The following is a 24,882-nucleotide window of genomic DNA, read 5'->3' on the forward strand; positions in this document are numbered from 1 at the left end:
GCCGAATGGCGCTTGGGTGAGACGACGCCCCCCTCTAGCTCGGTGGCCCCGGAATCCGCTCTACGCCGACGCGACCGATCAAATCGTCAATGTAAGTGAGCTTCGTACCGCGGCCGCTACAGGACGTGAAGAACACTCGCTGCATTGCACGCGTGAAGGCTACAAAGAAGGCGCGCATTTCCTCACTATCATTGGGCTCGAAGTTCCACCACGACCGTTCGTCCAGCCCAAAAAATATGACAGTATGAAACTCCAGGCCCTTGCTTTTGTGAATACTCATGAGCGGGACTTGATCGATACCGTCGAAGCTATTCACAACCTCCGCCCAATCATCTCGGTCTTCCGCCGACTCCTGAAGCAACAGGAGAAAGCCATCACGCGCACGAAGATAGTCTTTGTCCCGATGATAGGATGGCACCGTGGCGCGCAATTCGGTTTCGCCGATAAAGTCCAGGATCGATTGAGTCAGCTCCGCACAAGATGCGCCAGACGGCGAATTCCCGGCCAAATAAGACCTGACCTCAGCGACTTTCGCGCCTAGGTCGTCCTGCAAGGCATCCTGTTCGTCTTCATCGTTCGGATCGATGCCCCACATAGTGGAAATACGATCGACAAGAACGTGCCAGTCATCGGGGGCTTTGGGGAATGCGCTGACACGGATCATGGCCATAAGACAGACGGTCAGGTCCTCTGTGAGGATATCCTGAATCGCAATCTTCGCACCTTTAGGCATACGAGCAACGTTGCGCAGTCGCAAACCAACCGAAGCTAGTGCGGGGCCCAACTCCGTCTCAAGCTTGTCGGGCCTGAAGCGGATAAGGATAGCACAATCCTCAGGAGCCATCTCTCCAGCGCTCACGGCGTCTGCAATCCACTGCGCGACTCCCTCGCATTCCGAGGCTCGATCTGCATAGTCCCAGATCGCGCATACATCACCATCGACGTCTTTAATTCGTTTGGCGTCGGGTTTTGCAGAGCTCTGCTCAAGCGTTAGCGCGATCACATGCTGAATCTCCACAAGTTCAGGATGGGAGCGCCAATTAGAAAGCAGCGTTTCCTGCTTTGCGTGGAAATCTGACGCGAAAGTGGTGAAGGCATCCGGCATGGCGCCAGCCCAGACCATGATACGTTGTTTGTTATCTCCGACGGCGGTGACACGCGCTTCGCTGTCGAGGAAAAGCTGCTTGAGCAGATCATATTGTCCATAAGTCGTGTCCTGAAACTCGTCGAGAAACACGAAGGGATAGGTTGCTCTCAACCCGGCAATCAGCCGTGGGTCGCTCGAAAGCACGTAATTGGTGAGCCTGTTGATCATGGGAAATGTGAGCTGCGTAGCGGTCTCATCCCTATAATACTCGCGCCAGAAGCGCTCCAAAACGTCTTTCCACTCAGGTTTTTTCAGATTGAGATCGGCGATAGGCAGCCTGCACCGAGCGACTGCTTTTTCCAGAGTCTTGCCTGACAGATGGCGATAGCCGTGGCGAGCGAGAAAATCGTCCCAGTCACGAAACGCGGGGAAAACAATCTCGTAGTTGGGCGATGGCGTGTAGGGCGGCGGGACGAGCGGCCCGAACCGGTCTATCAGGCCTTTCGAGAAGGCGTCGAAAGTCAGAGAGTCAAAACGGCTCGACAAAGCGGGATCACAACGCGCTCTAACGCGATCTTTGAGATTTTTCGCGGCGTCGCTCTTGAAACTGATGGCGAGAATTCTCTGCGGGGCTCGGCAGAGCCCTGTCGATAAGAGATAGTCTGCCTTCTGAGCAAGAAACTCGGTTTTGCCGGCGCCTGCGCTTGCGACCACACAAAGGTTGTGATCGTTCTCGCTGATCGCGCGGAGCGCGGCGGGCTCCAGCGACGCAACACCCTTGGGCATCCATTGATCAGGTCGAAGGATCGCCATGTCTCACCCTAGATATCGCTTGATCCGTTTGAGCAATGCGCCGAGCTCTGCAGGTGGCGATTTAAGATCCTTCCTCTTGATCCGGTTCATCGCCGTGAGATGTGCAGCAGGCTTGCTCTTCGAAAGAAACAAATAGGGGTACCATCGAAAGAGATCATCCCAGCTTTCATCGTAATATTCCGGATGACCAGTTTTTTTGAGTGTTGTCTTTTTGCGTTTGGCGACAATCTCTTTTGTATCGCTCGGACCATGCCCTCCTGGGTTGGCGTGCATGTAAGCTTCGCTGAACTCCCAAAGCATCGAGAAATCGATATCGATCGGTTCTGAGAAGAAGACGTCGAGTTCACGGAGCGCCTCAAGCCAGTAGGTGCCAAGCGCCTTGGCAGCCTTTGGGTCGTATTCAACGTCGATATCGTCATCGGTAAGGGAATCAATGTCCTTCAAGGCGATTTTCCCCGCGGCGACATGTTTGCAATCGTCGAAGGCGACTCCAAACGCCTCCAGCTTTTTGACGATGTTGCGAATGGCCGCGGCACCACCATGCTGGCGCCCGTAGTCCAGATCGAGAAGCGTAACGTGCGGAATAGAAAGCTCTCTGAGCAGTTTCCACAGATGCTCGACATGACGTCCTCCAAGTGGAACTACCGGACAGAACGCCTTATCGAGATGAAGGCCTTGGGCTGTCGCAAGCCGCGGCAATACGATCTGTTCGGAATCGCCTTCGCCGAGCACGACGAGCTTTGCAAAATAGAGCTCAGGATAGGCCTGCACTGCTTGGCGGACATATTTCCCCGCCTCGTCAGTTGCAGACGGAAGGGCGAGCGCTTTGACTGTGCTGCGACCGGCCTCGGGATCGAGGCGACAATATCGCAGGTTCTCAGGCCTTATTCGCGACAGGATCGATGCACTATGACTCGACAGCATGACCTGCGCCGTGTCCATCTCAGCGACGTCCTCACAAAGATCCATGATGCGGGACAGGAAGAACGGCGACAGGGAGTTTTCCGGCTCCTCGATCAACAACAGCGTCAAAGGCACATGTTTGAGTTGAGTGGGCTCGAACGGAGATTTCTTGTCAGGCAGCGCGAGCGCATCCTGTTCAATCTCTAACGTGGCCGCAGTGAGAGCGATTTGAAACAACGACTTTTGACCGTCACTCAACCGATCAAGGCTGCGGTCAGCCCCTGCCGCATCTGGTGAGAACTTGACATCCGTATTGCGGATGATCGCGTCGAAGCGATCTTCCGTGAGCTTGAGAATTGGCGTGGACTGGGTTCCCGCTTCATTGACCTGATGCCAACGCTCGACGAGGCGTTCGCTAATGAAATCTACGGGCGCTTCCTTCTGGAATGCATCCTGAAGGGTATCTGCGTGATCTTCGGCTGTCTCTTTCAGCTCGTCGGACCACCGGGCGGCGCGCCAAAGACGCCCCCGCAGTAGCGCCTTGACCTGAGTGATTGAGCCTCGATTGGCGGGTACATAGACGACTTGAATGGCTGAGCGCTGCGCAGCAGTTACCGGCTTGCAGGCTTCCCAAGTATAGTCGTCATCCATACGAGGCACCCAACGAAGACTGGATTCCACCACACCATCCGGAGTCCCATCGTCAATCCAAACTGCCTTCAGGAGAATACGCGCCTTCAGGGGCTCGTCAGGGTCACTTGCCGACATCTGGGTCCAAAATTCTGCGACTGCGGCCCCTGCATCGTCTTCGTCCAGCTCTGGGAAGGAAAAGATCGCCTCTATCTGTAGCTCGGTCTCGCTTTCCAGATCGTCAGCTTCTGAAGGGAGATGAAAGTCCGTCTTCTCAAGCGTCCGATTCCCACTGCCGATGCCAAACATTCGGCTGAGAGCTTGGAAGACGGCGGTTTTCCCGGACCCGTTTGCGCCGATCAACGCGGTGACGGGATCTGCCAGTTCGATGGAGACGCCATCAGGTCCGAAACAATGGAAATTCTTTATGGCAATTGTATCGAGCTGCATTGGTTGGCTCCTCCCCTTCAGAGCTTGAGGGCCTTGTTTTGATCATCATGTTCAAAAGCACTAGCCATCCGATTGATCTCGGCAGGGCGCGCGCCGAGTTCTTTTGCCGTTTCCCGCCAAGTAGAAGTCGCTGCTGCTACTTCCTTGATAATCAGGCGTGCAGCTTTAATCCCGAGGCCAAAGTATTCTGAAGCACCTTCGAGCAGCTCGACCGAACACGTACCTTCATCGAGGTCGATATTGGTCGTCAGGACGCGGGCCTTGAGATCGACTGGCGTTGGATTCAAGTCGTAAGCTGGCGAGAGTGTCCAACCCTCCCTTCCTGCCCATAGGAACCCATGATTACGGAGATGGTCGTCCACGTTGGAGATCAGAACACTGAAAGCAACGCGCCTGTAGAGCTCAGCGGCATCCGTCTTTGCCTGCGCGCCTTGCCCTCCCAAAGCGTCGACGATCTCAGGGTAACTACCGCGTTCCCCATCTCTCGAACCGGTCATAGACATGGCGGAAAGGAACGGAATTCGTTTGTTGCCCTCCCTGTCAAAACGCCTCGAAAGGAGCACGGCCTTACCGGCGACCTCGACGAGTTCGTGACTGGGGGTGTTGATCCCGGCACGTTCGGCAAGCCGAAGCGCGATTTCCTCCCAGGTCTCCATGCTGTATTCATCCGTTTCTTTCGGAAACTTCGCGATGGATAGATGACCATGTTGGTCGATGATCGACGCCTTAGGGCGCGCGCCTCCGAGTGAAGATCCTGGCGCAAAGATTAGTTGCAGGTCCTCATCGGTCTCCTCGTCTCGTAGGATGCGTTCGGTGACCTGTAGCAAGCGACCGAGTTCGATGACGGCTGGAACGCCCGCCCGAATGGGAGCTTGGAACTCTTCTTCGCCCACGCGTCGAAAGCGCAGTGCACCTAGGCGGGTCTCATCAGCTACGCCGAGCAAGCAATCGGTTTCCGTAAGTGTGTGGACCTGTCTGCCTTCGCGGTCAGCGAGTCGACGCTCCGCACGCTGCATCAAGCGACGCCCCCAGGTATCCGGGGCTGAGTCACCGAGTGATCCGAAAATGGCTTGGCCTTGCGGTGGTGCAAAGCCGCCGCGTGTCAATGCGAGGGCGGGCTCGATTGAGAAGCGCTCAGGGTCATTGAGCCAGTCCTCGATATATTCGAACACAACGGTTTCGTTCCCGCGAACCAGGTTGGCGTGGGCGATCCCGATCGGTCGGGTTTGTCCATGAAGATCGATATGAACTTCTATATCACTCACGGGAGGACCGCCCTGACTTGTTTTTGAGGTGAACCCGTCGGGGTAGGTTTGCGCTTGCGAGAGACTGACCTATTTCATCACGGCTGATGTCAGCGATGCCGCCAAGGCCATCCAGCAGGCCGAGAGCTTGCAGAACAGAGGCGTAAATCCCGATTCCGACGTTCGAGTCGCCTGCCTCGATCTTCTGAAGGGTCGAGCGGGACGTGAAGGCGCGTTCTGCCACGACCGCCATGGGCAGTTTGCGTCGACGTCGTGCGTCGCGGATGTCTGACCCCAACTTGCGGAGCGTGCGTCGCACGGCAACAGAGGGATGGTGTGGAGTTGGCATAATTTGAAGCCTTCGCGCTACAGATTTGCTGATTATGTAGCACGAAGCCTACAAAATGTCCATTACCCCCGGCCCGCTCCTCATCCTCGATCCCTTGTTGTAATACTTTTGGACCTTTCGCCTTTTTCGTCGTCGTCGGATACCCGAACGGCTGTCATGGTCATGTAATTCGTGAGACTCTCTCAAGATTTTCTCGTTTATTTTCAATGGTGGATTGGTAGGGTTGTCTGTGGGATGGTAAAGCTATTTGTGAGATGGCAACGTTATTCGCGAGACGGTTTGTTTGTGGATAACTTTTCTGATCAAGCGAACGAGTAAGCGCTGGATCGGACGGAAAGTGTTCAAATGCGCGATAAGGCTGATTTAGAATGCGCGCCGGTGCCGTGTTGATATCCCACAAATAGTCTTACCAGTTTCAGGAATTAGGGCGCCAGTACGAAGGAGTCCCACGAATAGCTTGACAATGACACGCGACATTTCGGGCTGCGGAGCGTCACCTACGTCTGGCGTCCAGTCTCTGGCTGGCAGCGCCCATCTGAAAATGGCGACCCTCTTAGACCGATCAGAGGGTCGGCAATATCGGACGTCGAATACTGACAGGAGTCACTCCTCGGGTTGCCGAAAGCGGCCGTGGGTCCAGGTGAGCTTCAGGCCCGCGATGCGACCTTACTACATTTCGATCCAGAGGTGATCGAGCCGAATACCGCCAAGCGCCGAACTGCGAGCGTGAGCAGAAGTGAGGCCCGCCACGCGCGATGGCGGATCATACACTAGGAGCGACAACTTGTCGGCGGCAGACCAGCCCTCGACGTCGTCGCTTTCGAGACCGTCGATCCATTCGTCGAGCTGGACCGCCCACGATGGGATATCTCGCTCTTGCACGTAGGCGATCATCGCCGCCCGATCGTGTACCGAACCGTGATGTCCCGCCTTGAAACGTTGCACGCCGCCGGTCGTGCTGAAACGGCTGTAGAGATATTCGCGCTCGTCCCGCTTGTGGCCCGTCGGGGTTGGGAGCCGCTTGCATTCGATCGGCAGGAGCGTTTGGTACTCGGTATATTCGCGGCCTTCGATCCAGATGACCGAGCCGCTCGGCGCGACGGCGAGGTCGATCGCACGTCGGCTATCCGCGGCGTCAGGCTCTTCGCGCCGAAATTGCAGAAAATCCCAGCCTGGTGTGTGACGGCTGGCGCTGGCGAGCTTTGCGCAGAGCTGCGCTGTCAAGGCATCCTCGCCGGTCCGCGCGGGCCGGCGAGGATCATCGCGCCAACCGGGCAGAACGCTTCCAATGAAGCCGACAAGAGCATTGATCCACTCGCCGGGAAGATGGACCTCGCTGTCCAGCCTGCCGACTTGCACCCGGCACTCGCCTTCGTCGGCCAGCATCCTAGAAGCCCTGCTCGCGCAAGTCGGTGAGCACGTCATCGGCATCGCGCAGCGCGATTGATCGGGTCCAGAACCGGTGCCGGTCGGGCTTCAGCAGGAAGACGAAGCCCTTGTCGTAAAGGCGGGTGATCCGGGTGACTGTCAAACCCGAGCCGCGGCGCTCGTGGAGGAGCGCGTCGAGCCTGCCGTGCAGCTCATCTGCTCCCGACCAATCCACCGCGCCATCACCGAATGAGTAAGCCCTGCAAATCGCGCCCGACCACCTTTGCGATTCGAGAGGGCGTATCGGATTGCGCGTGTAGACGGCGTTGAGCTGACGGACGAACACAGCATCGAAGTCAGCAAGAGCATCGTCTGGTGCTGCTCGCATGACCGGCGCGTTCGCGCCGAGCCGGATAAAGTCCCGTTGATGCATCACGATATCCTGGGCGACGATGCGCTCATTTTCGCTGAGATCGAGATCCTCGTCTTCGGGATAGGGCAAAGCGTAGATATCAGCGCCCAATATCGCCGTCGCGCGTTGGACGAACAGGCTGGCGCTGACTGCCGCGACATAGGCCCGCAACGCGGTGCTTTCACGTTGCAGCCAGGCTTCAACGGCTCTGAGCTTGTCGATGTCACGCCGATCTGCGGCGAACCCGACGATGCGGTGCTTGTATGCGAGATAGTGTCCGGCCCACACACCGTGGTGTAGGTCATCGTTCTCCTTAATTAGAAGGAAGGGCGGCGTGAAACGGCGCGCGGTCTTGGGCCGTTTGATCGGTCGATCTGGCACAGTCTCAAGAAAACTCGTGTCCAGTCCGGTTTCGGAAAGTGCGCTCGTCGGCAGCAGCGGTTTTCCAACAAGATGGTCAGCCGGGGCGGACTCACCGCTGAGACCCGCGATGAAACCTTCCCCGAAATCCCACTCCTGCTTGGCGGCATAGTCTTTCAGCGTTGGAAATGCCCGAAGCCGCTCGACTAAGTCCCGTACACGACTTCCACCGAGCAAGTTCGAACGCCAGATATCCCATGTCCGCTCGGCATCGGCATTGCAGAGCCAAAACAAGTCATAATAGTCGATGTCGAATCCCTGCTCGGCCGTGGCGCGGCCACTGCGGCGAAAGACGGCATGGAGCAGGCGGCCGTCGAAGGACGGCTTGCTGGCTTCGGCAATGACCACGACGATCTTGGGGTCGGCTTCGCCTTTCTTGAACAGCCCGCGGACCGAGACGAAGTCCAGGACCTCGCGGACCCGCCAGCGGCTGAAGAAGGATTTCCGAAAAGCAAGCGCGTTTTGATTGTAGAGGAAACCGGAAGGCTCAACCATCGCCAGCACGCCATCGGGAGCGAGGAGCTCCATCGCTTCGTGGAGGAAGAGATAGGCTAGCTGCTTGTCAGCAAGCGCGCCGTTGGCCTTTGTGTAGGCGGCGTAGCTTCGTTTCGCGCCGGCAGTCGGCAGCGATGATTCGAATGGCGGATTGCCGAGGATGGCGGCGACCGGCGCGCCGACGAGCCTTCTGGCCTTAGCATCGAAAAAGCAGCTGTGATGGAGCGTCGTGCCGGCGAGAGGCGGGAAGAGCTTGACGCTCGAGCGAATTTCCTCGGGCTGCAGCGCGTCGCAGAGGCTCAGGCAGAGGCTGAAAGCGGCAAGTTCGACCGCGCCCTCTTCGATGTCGATCCCGTGAACCCGCTGAAGTAGCGGGCGCAGTTCATCGACGCCGGGGCGCGCCCAGTCGTGGTGCCAGCGCCAGTGCAGAACGAGCCGCCGATAGGCTTCGACGAGGAACACGCCCGACCCGCAGGCCGGGTCGAGTATGACGCCGTCGCCGGCCATCAAGCGGTCGAGCCGTTCCCAGCTCAAAGTTTCCTCAAGCATGAGGCGCACGAGCGCGGGCGGTGTGTAGATGGAGCTTGCCGCGTCCTTTACGAAAAGCTGGTAGATATTGCTAATCAGCTCGACCGGGAGGTCGCGGAACGAATAGAGCCGCCAGAGGCTGAGTTGGCCAGAGCTGTCCTCATAGCCTTCGACGAGACGGGCGTAGCTGGCAAGCTCGGTACTCGCCGACAGCGCCGCGCGGTCTTCCCCTGTCAATTTGAAGACGTGTCCGTTGAAGCGCTCTTCGAGCGCCTCGAGCAGTGTGATCAATGCTGGGCCGTCGCCGAGGATTTCAAAGAAGCGCCCTGCGCCTTCGCGCGCCTGATTGAAATCGGCCGGGAGCAGTACCGAGCGTTCTTCGAGATAGGCGATTAGGAGGGAAAGGATCAACAGTCTTCGGCGTAGCCTGGGCGATAGTAGGCGCCGATCGGACAGTTGCTTGGCAAGTGCGCGAACTTCCTCAACCAGCGTCCGGTGTGCCGCCTTCTGGGCGGAAAGCATCAGGTTGCAGGCGTGGGGATCGTCCCAGATCGTACCGTTGCGGATGCGCGCTGCATCCCACCAGACGTCGAGCTCGGCGATCTTTGCGCCCGTCATCAGCGTTCGGATCGGGCGGCAGACGGGTTTGCCGTCGGGACCCGCGAAGTCGGGTTCGTGCGCGCAGCGGAACAGCTGGATCTCGCCGCGGCCCGCCCGGTAAATGAGTGGGACGCCACCCCAACTCCACAGCCGCTTGTGGAGCTCGGCGAAACGCGCGTCGTCGGGTTCGTCAGCCACGTTGAAGATGAAGGCTTGTGCAACCGCAGCGCGGCCGTGGCGCGCCGCTTCGAAGAAGACTGCGCGGGCACCGTAGGACAGTGCCTTCTCCATGATTGCGACTTCCTCGGGCGGACGGCCAGCGTGATCGTAGCCTGCGACCGTAACAAGCCCGTCGACGACTGGCAGATCGCGCGTCTCCGCGATCGCGAACAGCCAGTCGGCTGACTCCATTCGGGTGTCGAGTGTCATCGCTGCCGTCTACATATTGACGCCGTGCGGGTCCTGCCCGAGCGCAAATATGCGACCGCCGGAGCGGTCATTTCTGCCGCTCCTTTTTGGAAAGCGCGAAGCCTTCCTTCAGCAGGTCTGTCATGCTGATACCTTGCACGACAGCAAAGCCCTTGAATTGTTTCTTGAATTCCGCGCTGACCTTGAAGTTTAGCGAGGCCCCTTTTTCGGGTACCTGGTCGCTTTCGTCGTCGGATGCGACCGGCTGGTTTCGGGCCATTCGGTATCCCCTTTCCTGACGACCGTCCCTGTTCGGCCGCGATAACGCATCCTGAATTCCATATTTCTGGCTTTCGTGCAATCCAGAAAGCCAGAAATATGGATATCTGCATGGGAACCTCGCGCTTCAGTCGACTGCCTCTGATCGGCATTCGCGGACACACTAGCAGAACAAACAATGAACATACAGTGATCCTTTCCGTTCGCGGGCCCGGTCACTTTGCTACGATGTCGCCCCAGCGCGCAAATCGTTGCGCAGGTGGCGGTGACAGGCGAGGATGTCGTCCCTCGGCAGCGGATCGCTAAGTTGGTACGTCTTGGTGAAGCACGCGAAGGCGCGCAGATCCTGAGCAAAGGCCCGAAGTGTGTGATGTCCGACACCGCGCTCATCGCGGCAGGCATTGACGAAGGCATTGTGATCGAAGCGGGGCATGCTGAACTCCTGTGGTGCGGTTCAGCCAGTTCAACACAGGCCGTTCAGTGCTCCGAATTCGCCTGCCCAAGCGGTAACGATAATGGCCCCTCCTTATCATGCGTTGACATTTGCGCGCGCCCAGAACAGCCTGCGGGCACTCACCCGGGGGGTCTCGACAAGAGGCTGAGATACTGCTGGCACCCGTGCAGCGCAGTGACCCGATGAACCTGATCCAGTTCACACTGGCGTAGGGATGGTGCACTGGCCGCGCGGGCCCCGACCACTTTCGTGGAGGGCTATTCCCACACCGGCAATCCCATTCGACGCGGAACTGGGTCTCCAACGCTTTGAGCTATGGAGGCTCCGACCGATGAAAGATCTCAACCCAACCGTCACCACGGGCCCGCTGCCCGCCTCGCGCCGCGTCTGGCATGCGGGCACCCGTCACCCCGATATCCGCGTGCCCATGCGCGAGATCGACCTGCACCCCACGGCCGGGGAACCGCCCGTCACCGTCTATGACAGCTCGGGCCCCTATACGGACCCTGAGGCGACGATCGTCATCGACCGGGGCCTGCCGCGCCTGCGCGAGGGCTGGATCGCGGCCCGTGGCGATACCGAAACCTACGCAGGCCGGCATGTCACCCCTGCCGACAACGGCTTTGCCGAAGGCGCGCGGCTGACGCCCGAGTTTCCCGTTCGCAACGCGCCCCGTCGCGCCACGCAAGGTCGGGCGGTGACCCAGATGGCCTATGCCCGCGCCGGCATCGTCACGCCCGAGATGGAATTCGTCGCGATCCGCGAAAACCTCGGGCGCAAGGCGCAGGCAGAGGCCCATGCACAGACATTGGCGCGCGACGGCGAAAGTTTTGGTGCGGAAATTCCGGATTTCATCACGCCGGAATTCGTGCGTGACGAGATCGCCAAGGGCCGCGCGATCATCCCCGCGAACATCAACCATCCCGAGGCCGAGCCGATGGCGATCGGGCGGAACTTCCTCGTCAAGATCAACGCCAATATCGGCAACTCGGCGGTGACTTCCTCGATGGCCGAGGAAGTGGAAAAGATGGTCTGGGCGACCAGATGGGGCGCCGACACGGTCATGGACCTGTCGACGGGGCGCAACATCCACAACATCCGCGACTGGATCCTGCGAAACTCGCCGGTCCCGATCGGCACGGTGCCACTGTACCAGGCGCTGGAAAAGGTCGGCGGCATCGCCGAGGACCTGAGCTGGGAGGTCTTCCGCGACACTCTGATCGAACAGGCCGAGCAGGGGGTGGATTACTTCACCATCCATGCAGGAGTGCGGCTGCACATGATCCCGATAACGGTGAACCGGGTGACGGGGATCGTGTCGCGCGGGGGCTCGATCATGGCGAAGTGGTGCCTGCACCATCACCGCGAAAGCTTCCTGTACGAGCATTTCGACGAGATCTGCGAGATCGCGCGCGCCTATGACGTGTCGTTCAGCTTGGGTGACGGGCTGCGCCCCGGTTCCATCGCGGATGCCAATGACGAGGCGCAATTTGCCGAGCTTGAGACCCTCGGAGAGCTGACGCAGATCGCCTGGGCGCGGGATTGCCAGGTGATGATCGAGGGGCCGGGCCATGTGCCCATGCACAAGATCAAGGCCAACATGGACAAGCAGTTGCAGGTCTGCGGCGAGGCGCCGTTCTACACGCTCGGGCCGCTCACAACGGACATTGCGCCGGGATACGATCATATCACCAGCGGCATTGGCGCGGCGATGATCGGCTGGTTCGGCACCGCGATGCTGTGTTACGTGACGCCCAAGGAACACCTCGGGCTGCCCGACCGCGACGACGTGAAGGTCGGTGTCATCACATACAAGATCGCGGCCCATGCGGCGGACCTCGCCAAGGGCCATCCGGCGGCGCAGATCCGCGACGATGCGCTCAGCCGCGCGCGGTTCGAGTTCAGGTGGGAAGACCAGTTCAACCTCTCGCTCGATCCCGAAACCGCTCGCTCTATGCATGACGAGACCTTGCCCAAGGAAGCCCACAAGGTCGCGCATTTCTGTTCGATGTGCGGGCCCAAGTTCTGTTCGATGCGCATCAGCCACGACATCCGCGCCGAAGCGCAGAAGGACGGCATGGCCCGCATGGCCGAGAAGTTCCGCGAAGGCGGAGACCTGTATATCCCGCTGGAGGACAAGGCATGAGCCAGAGCCCCGAAACCCTTCTGACCGCGCTGCGGGCCACGCCGCCGCTGGTGCAGTGCATCACCAACTACGTCGCCATGAACATCGCCGCAAACGTGCTGCTCGCGGCTGGCGCCAGCCCCGCCATGGTTTCCGACGTCGAGGAAGCCGAGGAATTTGCCGGGATCGCGGGGGCAGTGACGGTGAATATCGGCACCCTGTCGCCGCCCTTCGTCGCCGGAATGCGCGCTGCAATCCGGGGGGCGCAGGTCGCGGGGCGGCCCTGGGTGCTGGACCCGGTGGCCTGTCAGGCGACGTCCTATCGGCGCGAGGTTGTGCAGGCGCTGGTTGCCGAACGGCCGACGATCATCCGGGGCAATGCCTCGGAAATCCTGTCGCTCGCCGGGGAAGCCAGCCGGGGGCAGGGAGTCGACGGGCGTGATCCGGTCGCGGCGGCGGAAGAGGGGGCGCGTCGGCTGGCGCGCTCCAGCGGCGCGGTCGTCGCGGTGACGGGCGAGGTGGATTACGTGATCGACGGAGAGCGGGCCGTGCGGATCGAGGGAGGCTCGCCCTTCATGCCGATGAACACCGCGCTTGGCTGTTCGCTCACCTGTCTCTGCGGGGTCTATGCTGCGGTTGCGGAAGACGCCTTCGACGCCGCCGTCGCTGCGCTGGCGCATTTCGCCGTTGCGGGGGCGAAGGCGGATGAGGGCGCCTCGGGGCCGGGAAGTTTTGCGCCACAGTTCCTCGATGCGCTGGCGGCGGTTGCGCCCGAGGCGCTGTCGCGGGCGGCGATCCACGACGCGGCGGTGCCCGCGTGAGGCGCTGCCCTGACCTCTCGATTTACCTCGTGCTCGATCCCGGCCTGTGCGCCGGGGTCGGCATGGTCGAAACCGCCCGCGCTGCCGTCGCGGGCGGGGCGACGGTTGTGCAACTGCGCGACAAGGCGGCAGGCACCGCGCGGATGATCGAGACGGGCCGGGCACTGAAGGCGGCGCTGGCCGGAACCGGCGCGGTGCTGATCGTGAACGACGACGTGGAGGCCGCCGTTGCGATTGGTGCGGACGGTCTGCACATCGGGCAGGGCGACATGGCCGTGACCGAGGCCCGCGCCCGGATCGGTGCGGCGATGGTGCTGCGCCTGTCGGTCGAGACGCCCGCGCTGGCCGCCGCCGTCGATCAGGCGCTGGTCGAATACATCGGTGCGGGGCCGGTCTTTGCCACGCCCTCCAAGCTGGATCACAAGGCGCCTGTGGGTTTCGAGGGGCTGGCGGCGCAGGTTGCGGCCAGCCCGGTGCCCGCCGTGGCGATCGGCGGGCTGAAGACCGAGCACGTGGCGCAGGTCCTGAAGGCCGGGGCGCAGGGCGTCGCCGTGGTTTCCGCCATCTGCGGCCAGCCCGACCCCAAGGCCGCCGCCCGCGCCCTCAGGGACAGGATCGACGCGCTAACCGTCTGACGCCCAGAGCGCGTGGAAATGATGCACCGGCCCGTGCCCTTGCCCTACGTCCAGCGCATCGCTTTGGGCCAGCGCGGCGTGCAGATAGGCCTTGGCGCGGGCCACGGCCTCGGGCATCGGGTGATGCGGCAGCAGCGCCGCAATGGCCGAGGACAGGGTGCAGCCCGTGCCGTGATCGCTGGTCGTGGTGATGCGCGGCGCGCGGAAGGCCTGGGTGCCCTCGGGCCCGGCCAGAAGATCGGTGCTGTCCTCGCCCTCCAGGTGCCCGCCCTTGAGCAGCACGTGGTCCGACCCGAGCGCCATCAGCGCGGGCAGGGCGGCGCGCATGGCGGGGACGCTCCAGTCGTCGGGGCGGTCCAGCAGGACGGCGGCCTCGGGCAGGTTGGGCGTGATGACCGAAGCCAGCGGGACAAGCCGTTCGCGCACCGCCGAGACGGCCTCGGGGTCCAGCAGCGCATGGCCGCTTTTCGCCACCATCACCGGGTCGAGCACGATGTTGCGCGCCCGGTGATGCGTCAGCCGGTCGGCCACGGCCCCGGCGATGCCCGCGTTGGCGATCATCCCGATCTTGACCGCGTCGATGCGCACGTCCTCGAGCACCGCGTCGATCTGTGCGGCGACGAAATCGGGCGACAGCGCCTGAAAAGACCGAACGCCGCAGGTGTTTTGCGCCACCACGGCCGTGACGACCGAACAGGAATAAGCGCCAAGCGCCGACATGGTCTTGATGTCGGCCTGGATGCCGGCGCCGCCGGACGGGTCCGTGCCCGCAATGGTCAGGACGTTGGCGATCATGTCGGTGCCCCCGCCATCAGGGCTACGGCCTGGTCCGCAACTGCGCCGACATCGCGGCTGAGCGCGAGGCTACCATCCGTCAGCGCGGCAAGGTCGATCCAGCGCGCCTCGAGCGCGTCATCTGCGGCAACCGGAACCTCGGCGATCCAGCGGCACAGAACGGCGATCAGGATGAAATGCCGGCGCAGCACGCCTGCGGGGTCGTGGTCGAAGGCGTCGAGGGCGGTGATCACGCGCAGCGGCTCTGCGGCGACGCCGGTTTCCTCGGCCAGTTCCCGGGTTGCGGCCTCGAACAGGGGTTCGCCCTGATGCACCTTTCCGCCGCGAAAACCCCAGAGGCCCGCATCGGCGGATTGGCCCGGCGCACAAGCAGCACCTGGCTGTCGCGGACAAGAACGGCGATGGTCGCCGCGATCGGGCGCGGGTCTGTCTGTTGATATGGCAAGTCGGCCTCGTCATTCTGAGGCCGGCAAGGGCAAGAGAGCGCTGCGATCCTGTCCCTTCGCCGGCATGATCCGGATCAGGTTCAAAGGGTCACCGCGCTGCAATCGCCAGCGATATCTCAGCCCCTTGTCGGGACACCCCTAGGTGAGCGGCAGCTTATCAGGCTGAGCGCCCGGTTCAATGCCGGGCGGATGTGCTTGCGCCTGCCGTCGCTTGCTGAAACTTTAGGCAAAACAGACAAGGCAGCAGTCATGGAGTCCCTGTTCCGTTCGCTTGGCCCGGTTATTGGCCGCCCCTCGCCAGCCGAGGCCCTTCGCGCCGGGATCGGCGCCCTGATCGGGCTTGGGGTGACGGGCGCATTCCTGTTGTCGCCCGTGGTCGACCTGACGCTCGGCCTTTACCTGATTGCCCCGTTCGGTGCGACGTCGGTTCTGCTGTTCGCAGTGCCCAACAGCCCGTTGGCGCAGCCGTGGTCGGCGGTGGTGGGCAACACTCTCGCGGCACTGGTCGGTGTGGTGGTCTGTTCCGCGGTCGCTGACCCTGTCCTGCGGATCGCCCTTGCGGTCGGGCTGACGATTACGGTCGGCATCCTGTGTCGCGCGATCCATCCCCCGGCGGGTGCGGTCGCCATGACAGCGGCGATGAGCCCGGAGGCGGTCGAGCGACTTGGACTCTGGTTCGCGATCGCGCCCGTCGCCACAGGCACCCTCGCGCTGGTCGTCTGTGCTGCGATCTACGCCCGGCTCACGGGGCGCAGATATCCATTCCGCCAGTTCGATGAGCCAAGTCGCCACCGCACCGAAGATCCCGATCCCGCCAAGCGCATCGGGCTGTCCCGAGAAGAACTGAAAGAGCTGCTGGACCGGTATCGCCAGTCGTTCAATCTGGGTGTCGAAGACCTGGCGCGGTTGATCGGCGCGGCCGAGTTGCAGGCCGCCGCGCACCGGACAGGTCCGCTTCTCGCGACCGACGTCATGTCGCGTAATCTGGTGACCATTGGCCCGGACACTCCGCTGTCAAAGATTGCGGACCTGTTCAGACATCATCGCTTCACATCGCTTCCGGTGACCGGGGTCGAGGGGCATTATCTTGGCGTGATCTTCCAGATTCACCTGATCGACCGAGCGCGCGAGGATGCGCTTCGGCTCGACCGTGGCTATCTCGCGGCGTTTCGGCGCCTGATCGACCAGGATCGTACGCAGCCGGTCCGAGCCAAGGACATCATGAGCGTCGCCGGGCCTCGGGCGGTACCGGCGACTCCGGTCGGAGTGCTCCTGCCGATGATGGCCGATGGTGATGTCGATGCGGTGCCGGTCCTTGAAAAGGGCCGGATCGTCGGCATCGTCACCAGGACGGATCTCATCGCCGCCCTCGCGCGGTCCGGTTTGCGAGCCCAGGACTGAGAGGCGGCGGCCCGGGTCAGGCCGGCTCGAGCGGGTGATCTTCGGGAGCCGGGACGCTTGCGAGACCCGCGACAGGGACATTGTCGATCAGGCGCACGCCATCGAGCCAGGCGGCCAGGAAGAGGCGACCGGGGCGGTCTGCCCTGTTCATCAGCTTGAGGTCGGGATCGCTGCGCAACTCCAGGTAGTCGATCGTGTCGAACCCGGCAGTGAGCAGCGCCGCCCTGGCGTTATCGAGGGCCTGCGCGACTTGTCCGCCGCGGGAGATGACACGCGCGGCGTCGTCCAGGACCTGGGCGATCACCGGCGCAATTTCGCGTGGCCCGGGCCCGAGCCGGAGGTTGCGCGACGACATGGCGAGGCCGTCGTCCTCGCGCACGGTCGGACAGCCGACGATCTTGGTCTTCAGATCCAGATCCTCGGCCAGCCGGATCACCACCTGAAGTTGCTGGTAATCCTTTTCACCGAAATACGCGCGGTCGGCATCGCATTGCAGGAAAAGCTTGGTCACCACCGTGGCCACGCCGTCGAAATGCCCGGGCCGCGCCCCGCCGCACAGGCCCGCGCTGACACCGGTCACCGAAATCGTCGTGGCAAAGCCGTCGGGATACATCTGCGGGCCGTCGGGCACATAAAGGACATCCGCGCCATAGGGCGTCAGCTTTTCGGCATCGCTGTCTTCGGTCCGGGGGTATTTCGCAAGATCCTCGGGGCTGTTGAACTGCCTGGGGTTCACGAAAAGCGTCACGATCACGCGGTCATTCTCGTCGCAGGCGCGGTCGACCAGGCTCAGATGACCGGCATGCAGCGCGCCCATGGTCGGCACCACGCCGATGCTGTCCCCGGCGCGACGCCAGCTTTGCGTGAGGGCGCGCAGCTCGGCCTTGGTGCGGATGATCTTCATGTGCCTGGTTCCTCCTGCGAAAAGACATGTTCGGGGGCCGGGAAGCTGCGTGCGCGAACCTCCTGGGCGTAGGTGCGGATGGCGGTGCGGGCGTCGCTGGCAAGATCGCCATAGCGCTTGACGAACTTCGGCTTGAAGGCATCGAAAAGGCCCAGCATGTCGTCGATCACCAGGATCTGTCCGTCACAGCCTGAAGAGGCCCCGATGCCGACCGTGGGAATGTCGATACCCGCGGTGATCTGATCCGCCAGAGCGGCGGGCACCTTTTCCAGCACGACCGAGAACGCCCCGGCGCGGGTCACCGCACGGGCGTCTTCCAGGATCCGGTCCGCATCCGCGCCGCGCCCCTGCACCTTGTAGCCGCCAAGCGCGTTCACCGCCTGAGGTGTCAGACCGATATGCGCCATGACCGGGATGCCGCGTTCGACGATGAAACGGATCGTGTCTTCCATATGCGCGCCACCTTCCAGCTTGACCGCACCGGCCCCGGTTTCGGCCATCAGCCGCGCGGCGTTGCGGAAGGCCTGGGCCGGGCTTTCCTCGTAACTGCCAAAGGGCATGTCGACGACCATCAGCGCGCGGTTCAGCCCGCGGGCGACGGCGCGGCCGTGCATGACCATCATCTCCATCGTGACATCAAGGGTCGAGGGCAGCCCGTGCAGCACCATGCCGACGCTGTCACCGACCAGAACCAGATCACAGTCCGCATCTGCCAGCTGGGCCACGGGGGTCGTATAGGCCGTCAGGCAGACCAGCGGATCGGCCCCCTTGCGGGCACGAATGTCGGACGCGGTCAGGCTGCGTTGCGGGGCGGATTGGCTCATGTCGGTCCTCCTCAGACAGGCTTCCGAGGGGATACCTGCTTGGGGCTCTTTTCGCAAGTGCAGCGCAATAATATTGCGTTTGTATATACGAAAAAGTCATATCTGTGCGCGGTAGATTGCCGATTCAGAAGTCCAGCCCAAGGTCCAGGACCTGCGCCGAATGGGTCAGTGCGCCAGAGGAAATATAGTCCACGCCCGTCGCCGCGACCTCGGCGATGCGGTCCAGCTTCATGTTGCCCGAGGCCTCCAGCACCACCTGACGGGCGGTCATGTCCACCGCCTTCGCCAGCATTGACGTGTCCATGTTGTCCAGCAGAACAACGTCTGCGCCACCCTCGTCCAGGACCTCGGCCAGCTGGTCCAGGCGGTCGACCTCGATCTCGCAGCGGATCATGTGGGATGCCCGCGCCTTGACCGATTGCAGCACGGGGCGGATGCCACCGGCGGCCGCGATGTGGTTGTCCTTGATCAGGATCGCGTCGGACAGGCCGAAGCGATGGTTGAACCCGCCGCCATGCAGAACGGCCTGTTTTTCCACGATACGCAGGCCGGGGGTCGTCTTTCGGGTGCAGGTCACGCGGGCGTCGGTGCCGCGCGTTTCGGCCACGAAGGCGGCGGTCAGCGTGGCGATGCCGGACATGCGCCCGGCAAAGTTCAGCGCGACCCGTTCGCCCGACAGGATCGAGGCCGCGTCGCCCGTGATCTCCATCAGCAGGTCGCCCGGCGCGATCACGTCGCCATCGACCTTGTGCGTGGTGATCTGCAGCGCGGGATCGACCAGCCGGAACGCAAGCGCGGCCATTTGCAGACCCGAAACCACGCCCGGTTCGCGGGCATTCAGCCGCGCGGCATAGGTGGTGCCGGCAGGAATGACGGTGCGGGTGGTGATGTCGCCGTAGGTGCCCAGATCCTCGATCAGCGCGGCGCGGACCAGCGGTTCAAGGATCAGGTCGGGCAGGGGGGGCATTGTTGCGCTCTGGTTCATGCCGGTTCCTTTCGGGTCATGGTCGCGCGGATCGCCAACGCGTCGGTCAGGGTCATCAGCGACCGTATGCCGGTTGCGCCATCGGGGTGGGGAAAGTCCGACCGGAAATGCGCGCCCCGGCTTTCTCGGCGCAACAGCGCGGCGGCGGCGATCAGCGTGGCGGTGGCCGTCATGTTGAGAAGCGCGTCGCAAGCGGGTTGCGCGGCTTCGATCGCGGCGATCTCGGTCAGCGTCCGGTTCAGGCCATCTGCGGTACGGATCACGCCCGCGCCATCGGTCATCGCCTGTCGCAGCCGGGCGACCAGCGCGGGGTCGGGCGTTTCGGCGGCGGGAAGGTCGGGCAGGGTGACGGGTGCGGCAACCGTGGGCGCGGGCAGGGCCGCGTCGATCGCCAGCGCACAGCGGCGGCCATAGACCAGCGCCTCGAGCAGCCCGTTCGAGGCCAGACGGTTCGCGCCATGCAACCCGGTCGAGGCGACCTCTCCACAGGCCCAAAGGCCGGGCAGGGTGCTGGCCCCGTCTGCATCCGTCGCCACGCCGCCCATGTGGTAATGCGCGGCGGCGGCCACGGGGATCACTTGGGTCACCGGGTCCAGCCCGGCCTGCTGGCAGGCGGCGGCGACGGCTGGGAAATCGCTGAGGATCTTTGCGCCAAGGGCGGTGCGGGTGTCCAGTGCCGGGGCCAGCCCTGCCTGCGTCTGGGCATAGACTGCGCGGGCGACGATGTCGCGCGGGGCCAGTTCGGCGTCGGGGTGAGCGTCCAGCATGAAGCGCTCGCCCCGTCGGTTGACCAGCGTGGCCCCTTCGCCGCGCAATGCCTCGGTCGCCAGCGGGGCAGGGTCCAGCCCGCAGGCCATGGCCGTCGGGTGGAACTGCACGAATTCCGCGTCGGCGATCTGCGCGCCCGCGCGGGCGGCCATGCCGATCACCTGCCCCCGGATCCGCGGCGGGTTGGTCGTGAGGGCATAAAGCCCGCCCGATCCGCCCCCGGCCAGCAACACGGCGGTGCCGCGCAGGGTGACGCTGGCGCTTTGCCCCTGATCACAGTGGGCGACGGCCACGCCGGTGACACGGCCGCCCGAGACCTCAAGCCCCGTGGCCATCACGCCTTCGAGCACCTGAATATGATCCGCCTCGCGCACCTGTGCGGTCAGGGCGCGCATGATCTCGGCCCCGGCCTGATCTCCCTGCACACGCACCACACGGGCGAAGCCATGCGCCGCCTCGCGCGAGAGCACATAGTTGCCGTCTGCGGTGCGATCAAAGGGCGTGCCCAGCCCGGTCAGGTCAAGGATGTGATCGCGCGCCTCGGCTGTGACCGACACCGCCACACCCGGATCGACCGTGCCCGCGCCCGCGGTGACGGTATCGCGGGCATGGGCATCGGCGCTGTCCGCCGGATCCATCGCCGCCGCCACGCCGCCCTGCGCCCAGGCCGAAGACGCACCGGTTCCCAATGCCTCGGGCGAGATCATCAGCACGGGCCGCGGGGCCAGTTTCAGCGCGGCATATTGCGCCGCCAGCCCTGCGCCCACGATAAGGACACGACCCGTTTCGATCGGGAACATCGCCCTAGCCGGCCATCTTGGCTGAGAGGTCGATCATGCGCTGCACGGCAACACGGGCCTTGTCGGCGACCTGTGGGTCGACCTCGACCGCGCCTTCCATCGTGTGGAGCGACCACAGCACCTTTTCAAGCGTGATCTTCTTCATGTAGGGGCACATGTTGCAGGGCCCGACGAAATCCACTTCCGGTAGCGCGTCCGAGATGTTGGACGCCATCGAACATTCCGTCACCAGCATCGCCTTTTCCGGCCGTTGCTGCGTCACATAGTCGATGATCCCGCTGGTCGAGCCGGAAAAATCCGCCTCGGCCACCACGTCAGGCGGGCATTCGGGATGCGCGATGATGCGCGTGCCGGGGTTCCATTCGCGGAAATCCTTCAGGTCCTGTGCGGTGTATTGTTCGTGCACGATGCAGGCCCCGTCCCACCAGACAATGTTCTTTTCCGGCACAAGATTGGCGATGTTCTGTGCCAGATATTTGTCGGGCGTCATGATGACCGTGTCGCTGTCCAGCCCGCGCACGATCTGCACCGCGTTGGAAGAGGTACAGCAGATGTCGGACGCGGCCTTCACTTCGGCCGTTGTGTTCACATAGGTGACAACGGGCGCACCGGGGTACTGCGCGCGCATCTGGGCGATGCCCTCGGCGGTGATGCTTTCGGCCAGCGAACATCCCGCTTCCATGTCGGGGATCAGCACCGTCTTGGAGGGGTTCAGGATCTTGGACGTCTCGGCCATGAAATGCACACCGCACTGGACGATCACATCGACTTCGACCTTGGTCGCCTCGATCGCCAGTTGCAGGCTGTCACCAACCACATCTGCGATGCCGTGGTAAATCTCGGGCGTCATGTAGTTATGCGCCAGAATGACGGCGTTCCGCTCTTTCTTGAGCTTGTTGATCGCCGCGACATAGGGCGCATAGATCGCCCAGTCGGGGGGCGTCACGACACGGTCCATCCGGGCAAAAATGTCAGCATTTGCCAGCGCGATGTCGGTTGAAGGGGCGAGATCGTAGTGATCGGCGAGTTCGGCGCGCAGCGCGATCTGGTCGAGCAAGAGCGGAGTTCCTGAGGTTATTTCGGGCCGCCGCGGAGGGCGCGACCGCACGCGGGTGGTGTCGGCTGGGAGGTGTTTACGGGTCGACTTACCTAAGGGCAAGTGTGCGGGGTGTCTTATTTGAATGACGCACGCTAACATGTGCCGAAAGCCACCGTCATACGATTATGGGCTCAGACGTCGGCGCGCAGGCAAGACTTTGGATCCGGTCCAGAGGCAAAGCGGGCTTTCAGCAGGCATTCGTCGTATTCCGAGCGAACCTCGGAATCGAACAGGATGCCGCCTCACACTTTGAAAATGGCCTCATCGCCCTTTTGGAAGGCGAGGTTGCGGACGGATGAAGACATTGCCGCGCACCAGGCCAGAAGGATCTATGAATTCGATGGCCCCGCAGTCGATGTCACGCGGACGTCCCTCCAGCGCGCAGGGACTGTATTGCGCGGATCAAGGCCACAGCCTGTCTCGTAGCTCACGTAGCCCGCGCACCATTGGCCCGCGGTCCGCACGCGTTCCATGCGGTCCAAGGCCCGTGGCATCTCGTCAACATGGTCGGCGTAGATAAACTCGCGAGGTGCGGTGAACCGCATCTCGGTGCCTGCCCAATCGTCGCGCAGCAGGAGGCGGTGAGCGTCCGATTTGGCCTCTACTGGTACCCTCGAGGGGTCAGGCCTCTTCATCGGCCGTTACGAAGGCCTGAGAGGTGTCGTAGTCCACCGCGAAGCGCATCTCGCGGAGGGGTTTCACGCGCCGGATGGATTCGGCGTAGATCTCGTGCGCCTTGTAGGCGGCCAGCGCCGCGTCATCCACGAACTCTCCGTAGACGACAACATCGACTTCCTTGCTGGCCGGATCCGTCTTTCGGTTCAGAGCGATCTCGAGGTGCTTCGCATGGGGAATCCGCGTCAGGATCTGCAATCCCTTCCGAACCGCGTCGAGGTTGCCGTCGATTGGGACAGTGAAGAATACTACATGGCGGATCATTGAAATACTCCGGGAGTTTAAGGGTGGGAAGCGGTTCCGGGCCGCACGCGAGATAGCACGCGCCCCGCGCGTCTGCCCTTCTAAGGTTTCGGCCCGACACCGCAACCCGATCTGCCCGCCATCAGCAGGTTTTGCCCTGAGACACCGCCGAAGTGTGCGGGAAGCGCTTACGTCGCACTGAAAGGCTTCCTGTTGGTGCATCAGGACGGGTTCCTGGCGGGCGGTCCGCGTTCTGACGGTCGATCCAACCACGGGATGACCGGGTTCCGGAAAGTCAAAGCAGGCCTTGAGAAAGTCGGATCCGGAGGTGGAGTGATGGGTCTGGCGGGAATGCGGACAGCACCCGTACCCCCGCGCGGCGTCGCTCACCACCCTTGTCCGATCCGCGCGCGGCTGCCGCGCGCTCCCCAAACATCGGAGCTATTTCATGTCCAAGTCTAGCAAACGCAAGTTCGACGCTGCAGCGTCGATCACCAACGAACTCATCGACATCATTGACCGGGGCGTGCTGCCCTGGCGCAAGCCATGGACGGTCGGCGGCAGTTCCGTGCCGCTCCGCCTGAACGGCGAACCCTACCAGGGCGTCAATAACTTCCTGTTGACTATGCGCACCATGATGGCCGGATACGCCTCGCCTTACTGGATGACGTTGAGGCAGGCGAACGAGCTCGATGCGAAAGTCATCAAGGGCTCGAAATCGTCGGTGGTCGTCTACTACGGGACGGCCGAGCGCGAGCAGGCCGAAAGCGCCCACGGCGACCAGGCGGAAACCGAAGATCCCAAAACCATCCCCTTCATGAAATCCTACCGCGTCTTCAACGCCGATCAGATCGAGGGGTTGGACCCTCGCTTCCATCCCGCTGCGGCCGAACCGGAAGTTCATCCCGAACGCGCACCGATCCCGCATATGCAGAGCTTCTTCGAGGCAATCGGTGCCAATGTCAGCTTCTCTGGTCGGGAAGCATGTTACGTCCCGAATCTCGACAAGATTTACATGCCCCCGATCGAGCTCTTCGAGAACCCGCGGAATTTCTACGCCGTCTGGGGTCATGAGCTGGGCCACTGGACGAAACCCCGGCATCGGTTAAACCGCAGCTATGGCGATGCGCGGTTCGGCAACACCGCCTACGCACGGGAAGAGATTGTGGCCGAGCTCTGCACGGTGTTCTTGGGTCAGAAGCTGGGGTTCTCCGCGCATACGCTGGAGCTGAACGCGGCCTATCTCGACAACTGGGTCCGCGTGCTCCGGTCTGACAAGCGGGCGATCTTCAAACATGCGGCGGACGCGCAGCGTGCCTGTGACTATCTCGTCGCCGCGTCGGAGGCGGGGCAGGGGGAACAGGCCGCTTGAGGCCGGGGCTGTCCGGGCTGGTAGGGCGTGGTGAAAGGAAAAACTGGCTTTGGGTTTGGTGGTTTCAACCCATCCCGAAAGGACAGACCCATGAGCCATCCTGAACCCGCAGACTATTCGCGTCCGAACGCGGCTGTCATCGCATCCCAGAACGACGCTTTCCGCAGGTTTGCCTGCCTTGGCATCACCCCGGATCAGCAGATCCAGGGCCGCCTCGTCGTGACCCAGTCCCTGATCGAGGCAGGCGATGGCTTCGTCACAGAGGCCGTCCAGGCCACCGGTGCGTTCGATACATTCGAGCCGGACAATGATCCGGAAGGCTGGCACGACTTCGGGGCCGTGACGATCCGGGGCGAAACCGTATTCTGGAAGCTGGATCTCTACGAGGCCAGCTCTGACTTCCGCTATGGCGCCGAGGCACCCGACAATCCCGAGACGACCATGCGCGTGCTGACCGTCATGATGGCGCGCGACTGGTAGGGCGGGCCGCACCCCAACCTTCCATCACCGACAGGCCCGCTGACCCTCCGAAAGGGAAAGTGGGCCTCT

At 62.6% G+C, this 24,882-nt stretch carries 22 protein-coding genes and 2 riboswitches; of the genes, 6 read left to right on the top strand and 16 right to left on the bottom strand.

Annotation, left to right across the window (positions count from 1 at the left end; all coding sequences use genetic code 11):
• Nucleotides 1-34 precede the first annotated feature (34 nt).
• The 8 genes from CVM52_RS01280 to CVM52_RS01315 all read right to left on the bottom strand — a co-directional run bounded on the left by CVM52_RS01280 (nt 35) and on the right by CVM52_RS01315 (nt 10,419).
• Complete coding sequence (locus tag CVM52_RS01280; RefSeq protein ID WP_100160915.1) at nt 35-1,900, bottom strand: UvrD-helicase domain-containing protein; 1,866 nt, start codon at nt 1,898-1,900, stop codon at nt 35-37.
• Between the two features lie 3 nt (nt 1,901-1,903).
• Nucleotides 1,904-3,883, bottom strand: a complete 1,980-nt coding sequence (locus CVM52_RS01285; RefSeq protein ID WP_083213169.1) for an ATP-dependent nuclease — start codon at nt 3,881-3,883, stop codon at nt 1,904-1,906.
• A 17-nt stretch (nt 3,884-3,900) separates the two neighbouring features.
• Complete coding sequence (locus CVM52_RS01290) at nt 3,901-5,148, bottom strand: type II toxin-antitoxin system HipA family toxin (RefSeq protein ID WP_065818595.1); 1,248 nt, start codon at nt 5,146-5,148, stop codon at nt 3,901-3,903.
• Complete coding sequence (locus CVM52_RS01295) at nt 5,141-5,476, bottom strand: helix-turn-helix domain-containing protein (RefSeq protein WP_065818596.1); 336 nt, start codon at nt 5,474-5,476, stop codon at nt 5,141-5,143. Before CVM52_RS01295 ends, CVM52_RS01290 begins: the two co-directional genes overlap by 8 nt.
• Before the next feature lie 669 nt (nt 5,477-6,145).
• Complete coding sequence (locus CVM52_RS01300) at nt 6,146-6,862, bottom strand: hypothetical protein (RefSeq protein ID WP_100160916.1); 717 nt, start codon at nt 6,860-6,862, stop codon at nt 6,146-6,148.
• A 1-nt stretch (nt 6,863) separates the two neighbouring features.
• On the bottom strand, nt 6,864-9,728 hold the full coding sequence (locus tag CVM52_RS01305; RefSeq protein WP_100160917.1) for an HsdM family class I SAM-dependent methyltransferase: 2,865 nt from the start codon (nt 9,726-9,728) through the stop codon (nt 6,864-6,866).
• Between the two features lie 67 nt (nt 9,729-9,795).
• On the bottom strand, nt 9,796-9,987 hold the full coding sequence (locus CVM52_RS01310) for a hypothetical protein (protein ID WP_100160918.1): 192 nt from the start codon (nt 9,985-9,987) through the stop codon (nt 9,796-9,798).
• Nucleotides 9,988-10,209: 222 nt separating this feature from the next.
• Nucleotides 10,210-10,419 carry a site-specific integrase gene (locus CVM52_RS01315; protein WP_133119765.1) on the bottom strand — a complete coding sequence of 70 codons (210 nt, stop codon included), beginning with the start codon at nt 10,417-10,419 and terminating at the stop codon, nt 10,210-10,212.
• Between the two features lie 135 nt (nt 10,420-10,554).
• Nucleotides 10,555-10,673: riboswitch (TPP riboswitch) on the top strand.
• Nucleotides 10,674-10,771: 98 nt separating this feature from the next.
• On the opposite strand from CVM52_RS01315, the gene thiC reads away from it, so the two are divergent.
• From thiC to thiE, 3 genes are read left to right on the top strand one after another with little or no spacing between them, the layout of a single operon-like run.
• A complete protein-coding gene (gene thiC, locus CVM52_RS01320) occupies nt 10,772-12,586 on the top strand; it encodes a phosphomethylpyrimidine synthase ThiC (RefSeq protein WP_100160919.1) in 1,815 nt (604 codons plus the stop codon).
• Complete coding sequence (gene thiM, locus CVM52_RS01325) at nt 12,583-13,386, top strand: hydroxyethylthiazole kinase (protein WP_100160920.1); 804 nt, start codon at nt 12,583-12,585, stop codon at nt 13,384-13,386. The genes thiC and thiM overlap by 4 nt, the downstream gene beginning before the upstream one ends.
• Complete coding sequence (thiE, locus tag CVM52_RS01330) at nt 13,383-14,021, top strand: thiamine phosphate synthase (protein ID WP_240620817.1); 639 nt, start codon at nt 13,383-13,385, stop codon at nt 14,019-14,021. Before thiM ends, thiE begins: the two co-directional genes overlap by 4 nt.
• Here the strand turns inward: thiE and thiD are convergent.
• The gene (gene thiD, locus CVM52_RS01335; protein WP_048534113.1) at nt 14,010-14,816 is read right to left on the bottom strand and encodes a bifunctional hydroxymethylpyrimidine kinase/phosphomethylpyrimidine kinase; all 807 of its coding nucleotides are present in this window, start codon (nt 14,814-14,816) and stop codon (nt 14,010-14,012) included. The genes thiE and thiD overlap by 12 nt on opposite strands.
• Nucleotides 14,813-15,130: an NUDIX domain-containing protein gene (locus CVM52_RS01340; protein WP_240620818.1), complete on the bottom strand. Its 318-nt coding sequence runs from the start codon at nt 15,128-15,130 to the stop codon at nt 14,813-14,815. Before CVM52_RS01340 ends, thiD begins: the two co-directional genes overlap by 4 nt.
• A 165-nt stretch (nt 15,131-15,295) precedes the next feature.
• Nucleotides 15,296-15,412, bottom strand: a riboswitch (TPP riboswitch).
• 99 nt (nt 15,413-15,511) lie between these two features.
• Here CVM52_RS01340 and CVM52_RS01345 point away from each other — a divergent pair.
• Nucleotides 15,512-16,663: an HPP family protein gene (locus CVM52_RS01345; RefSeq protein ID WP_100160922.1), complete on the top strand. Its 1,152-nt coding sequence runs from the start codon at nt 15,512-15,514 to the stop codon at nt 16,661-16,663.
• A 16-nt stretch (nt 16,664-16,679) separates the two neighbouring features.
• Here CVM52_RS01345 and panC read toward each other — a convergent pair whose 3' ends face one another.
• From panC to CVM52_RS01375, 6 genes are all read right to left on the bottom strand, one after another.
• Nucleotides 16,680-17,567, bottom strand: a complete 888-nt coding sequence (panC, locus tag CVM52_RS01350) for a pantoate--beta-alanine ligase (RefSeq protein ID WP_100160923.1) — start codon at nt 17,565-17,567, stop codon at nt 16,680-16,682.
• Nucleotides 17,564-18,391, bottom strand: a complete 828-nt coding sequence (gene panB, locus CVM52_RS01355; RefSeq protein ID WP_036562971.1) for a 3-methyl-2-oxobutanoate hydroxymethyltransferase — start codon at nt 18,389-18,391, stop codon at nt 17,564-17,566. The genes panC and panB overlap by 4 nt, the downstream gene beginning before the upstream one ends.
• Nucleotides 18,392-18,515: 124 nt before the next feature.
• A complete protein-coding gene (gene nadC, locus CVM52_RS01360; RefSeq protein ID WP_028288506.1) occupies nt 18,516-19,376 on the bottom strand; it encodes a carboxylating nicotinate-nucleotide diphosphorylase in 861 nt (286 codons plus the stop codon).
• Nucleotides 19,373-20,944, bottom strand: a complete 1,572-nt coding sequence (locus tag CVM52_RS01365; RefSeq protein ID WP_100160924.1) for an L-aspartate oxidase — start codon at nt 20,942-20,944, stop codon at nt 19,373-19,375. The genes nadC and CVM52_RS01365 overlap by 4 nt, the downstream gene beginning before the upstream one ends.
• A gap of 4 nt (nt 20,945-20,948) precedes the next feature.
• Nucleotides 20,949-22,001: a quinolinate synthase NadA gene (nadA, locus tag CVM52_RS01370; RefSeq protein ID WP_100160925.1), complete on the bottom strand. Its 1,053-nt coding sequence runs from the start codon at nt 21,999-22,001 to the stop codon at nt 20,949-20,951.
• Between the two features lie 663 nt (nt 22,002-22,664).
• Nucleotides 22,665-22,982, bottom strand: coding sequence for a Dabb family protein (locus CVM52_RS01375; protein ID WP_028288509.1), 318 nt, complete (start codon nt 22,980-22,982; stop codon nt 22,665-22,667).
• 427 nt (nt 22,983-23,409) lie between these two features.
• Between CVM52_RS01375 and CVM52_RS01380 the strand changes: the two genes are divergently transcribed.
• Both CVM52_RS01380 and CVM52_RS01385 read left to right on the top strand, forming a co-directional pair.
• Nucleotides 23,410-24,333: an ArdC family protein gene (locus tag CVM52_RS01380; protein ID WP_048534124.1), complete on the top strand. Its 924-nt coding sequence runs from the start codon at nt 23,410-23,412 to the stop codon at nt 24,331-24,333.
• A gap of 90 nt (nt 24,334-24,423) precedes the next feature.
• Nucleotides 24,424-24,813: a DUF3768 domain-containing protein gene (locus tag CVM52_RS01385; protein ID WP_100160926.1), complete on the top strand. Its 390-nt coding sequence runs from the start codon at nt 24,424-24,426 to the stop codon at nt 24,811-24,813.
• Nucleotides 24,814-24,882 lie beyond the last annotated feature (69 nt).

Source organism: Pseudooceanicola lipolyticus, from assembly GCF_002786325.1.
Taxonomy (GTDB): Bacteria; Pseudomonadota; Alphaproteobacteria; order Rhodobacterales; family Rhodobacteraceae; genus Pseudooceanicola_C; species Pseudooceanicola_C lipolyticus.

Coding starts and splice junctions, on each gene's coding strand:
- CVM52_RS01280 (WP_100160915.1), bottom strand. CDS start 1,900: ATGGCGATCCTTCGACCTGATCAATGGATGCCCAAGGGTGTTGCGTCG.
- CVM52_RS01285 (WP_083213169.1), bottom strand. CDS start 3,883: ATGCAGCTCGATACAATTGCCATAAAGAATTTCCATTGTTTCGGACCT.
- CVM52_RS01295 (WP_065818596.1), bottom strand. CDS start 5,476: ATGCCAACTCCACACCATCCCTCTGTTGCCGTGCGACGCACGCTCCGC.
- CVM52_RS01300 (WP_100160916.1), bottom strand. CDS start 6,862: ATGCTGGCCGACGAAGGCGAGTGCCGGGTGCAAGTCGGCAGGCTGGAC.
- CVM52_RS01305 (WP_100160917.1), bottom strand. CDS start 9,728: ATGACACTCGACACCCGAATGGAGTCAGCCGACTGGCTGTTCGCGATC.
- CVM52_RS01310 (WP_100160918.1), bottom strand. CDS start 9,987: ATGGCCCGAAACCAGCCGGTCGCATCCGACGACGAAAGCGACCAGGTA.
- CVM52_RS01315 (WP_133119765.1), bottom strand. CDS start 10,419: ATGCCCCGCTTCGATCACAATGCCTTCGTCAATGCCTGCCGCGATGAG.
- thiC (WP_100160919.1), top strand. CDS start 10,772: ATGAAAGATCTCAACCCAACCGTCACCACGGGCCCGCTGCCCGCCTCG.
- thiM (WP_100160920.1), top strand. CDS start 12,583: ATGAGCCAGAGCCCCGAAACCCTTCTGACCGCGCTGCGGGCCACGCCG.
- thiD (WP_048534113.1), bottom strand. CDS start 14,816: ATGATCGCCAACGTCCTGACCATTGCGGGCACGGACCCGTCCGGCGGC.
- CVM52_RS01345 (WP_100160922.1), top strand. CDS start 15,512: ATGGAGTCCCTGTTCCGTTCGCTTGGCCCGGTTATTGGCCGCCCCTCG.
- panC (WP_100160923.1), bottom strand. CDS start 17,567: ATGAAGATCATCCGCACCAAGGCCGAGCTGCGCGCCCTCACGCAAAGC.
- panB (WP_036562971.1), bottom strand. CDS start 18,391: ATGAGCCAATCCGCCCCGCAACGCAGCCTGACCGCGTCCGACATTCGT.
- nadC (WP_028288506.1), bottom strand. CDS start 19,376: ATGAACCAGAGCGCAACAATGCCCCCCCTGCCCGACCTGATCCTTGAA.
- CVM52_RS01365 (WP_100160924.1), bottom strand. CDS start 20,944: ATGTTCCCGATCGAAACGGGTCGTGTCCTTATCGTGGGCGCAGGGCTG.
- CVM52_RS01375 (WP_028288509.1), bottom strand. CDS start 22,982: ATGATCCGCCATGTAGTATTCTTCACTGTCCCAATCGACGGCAACCTC.
- CVM52_RS01380 (WP_048534124.1), top strand. CDS start 23,410: ATGTCCAAGTCTAGCAAACGCAAGTTCGACGCTGCAGCGTCGATCACC.
- CVM52_RS01385 (WP_100160926.1), top strand. CDS start 24,424: ATGAGCCATCCTGAACCCGCAGACTATTCGCGTCCGAACGCGGCTGTC.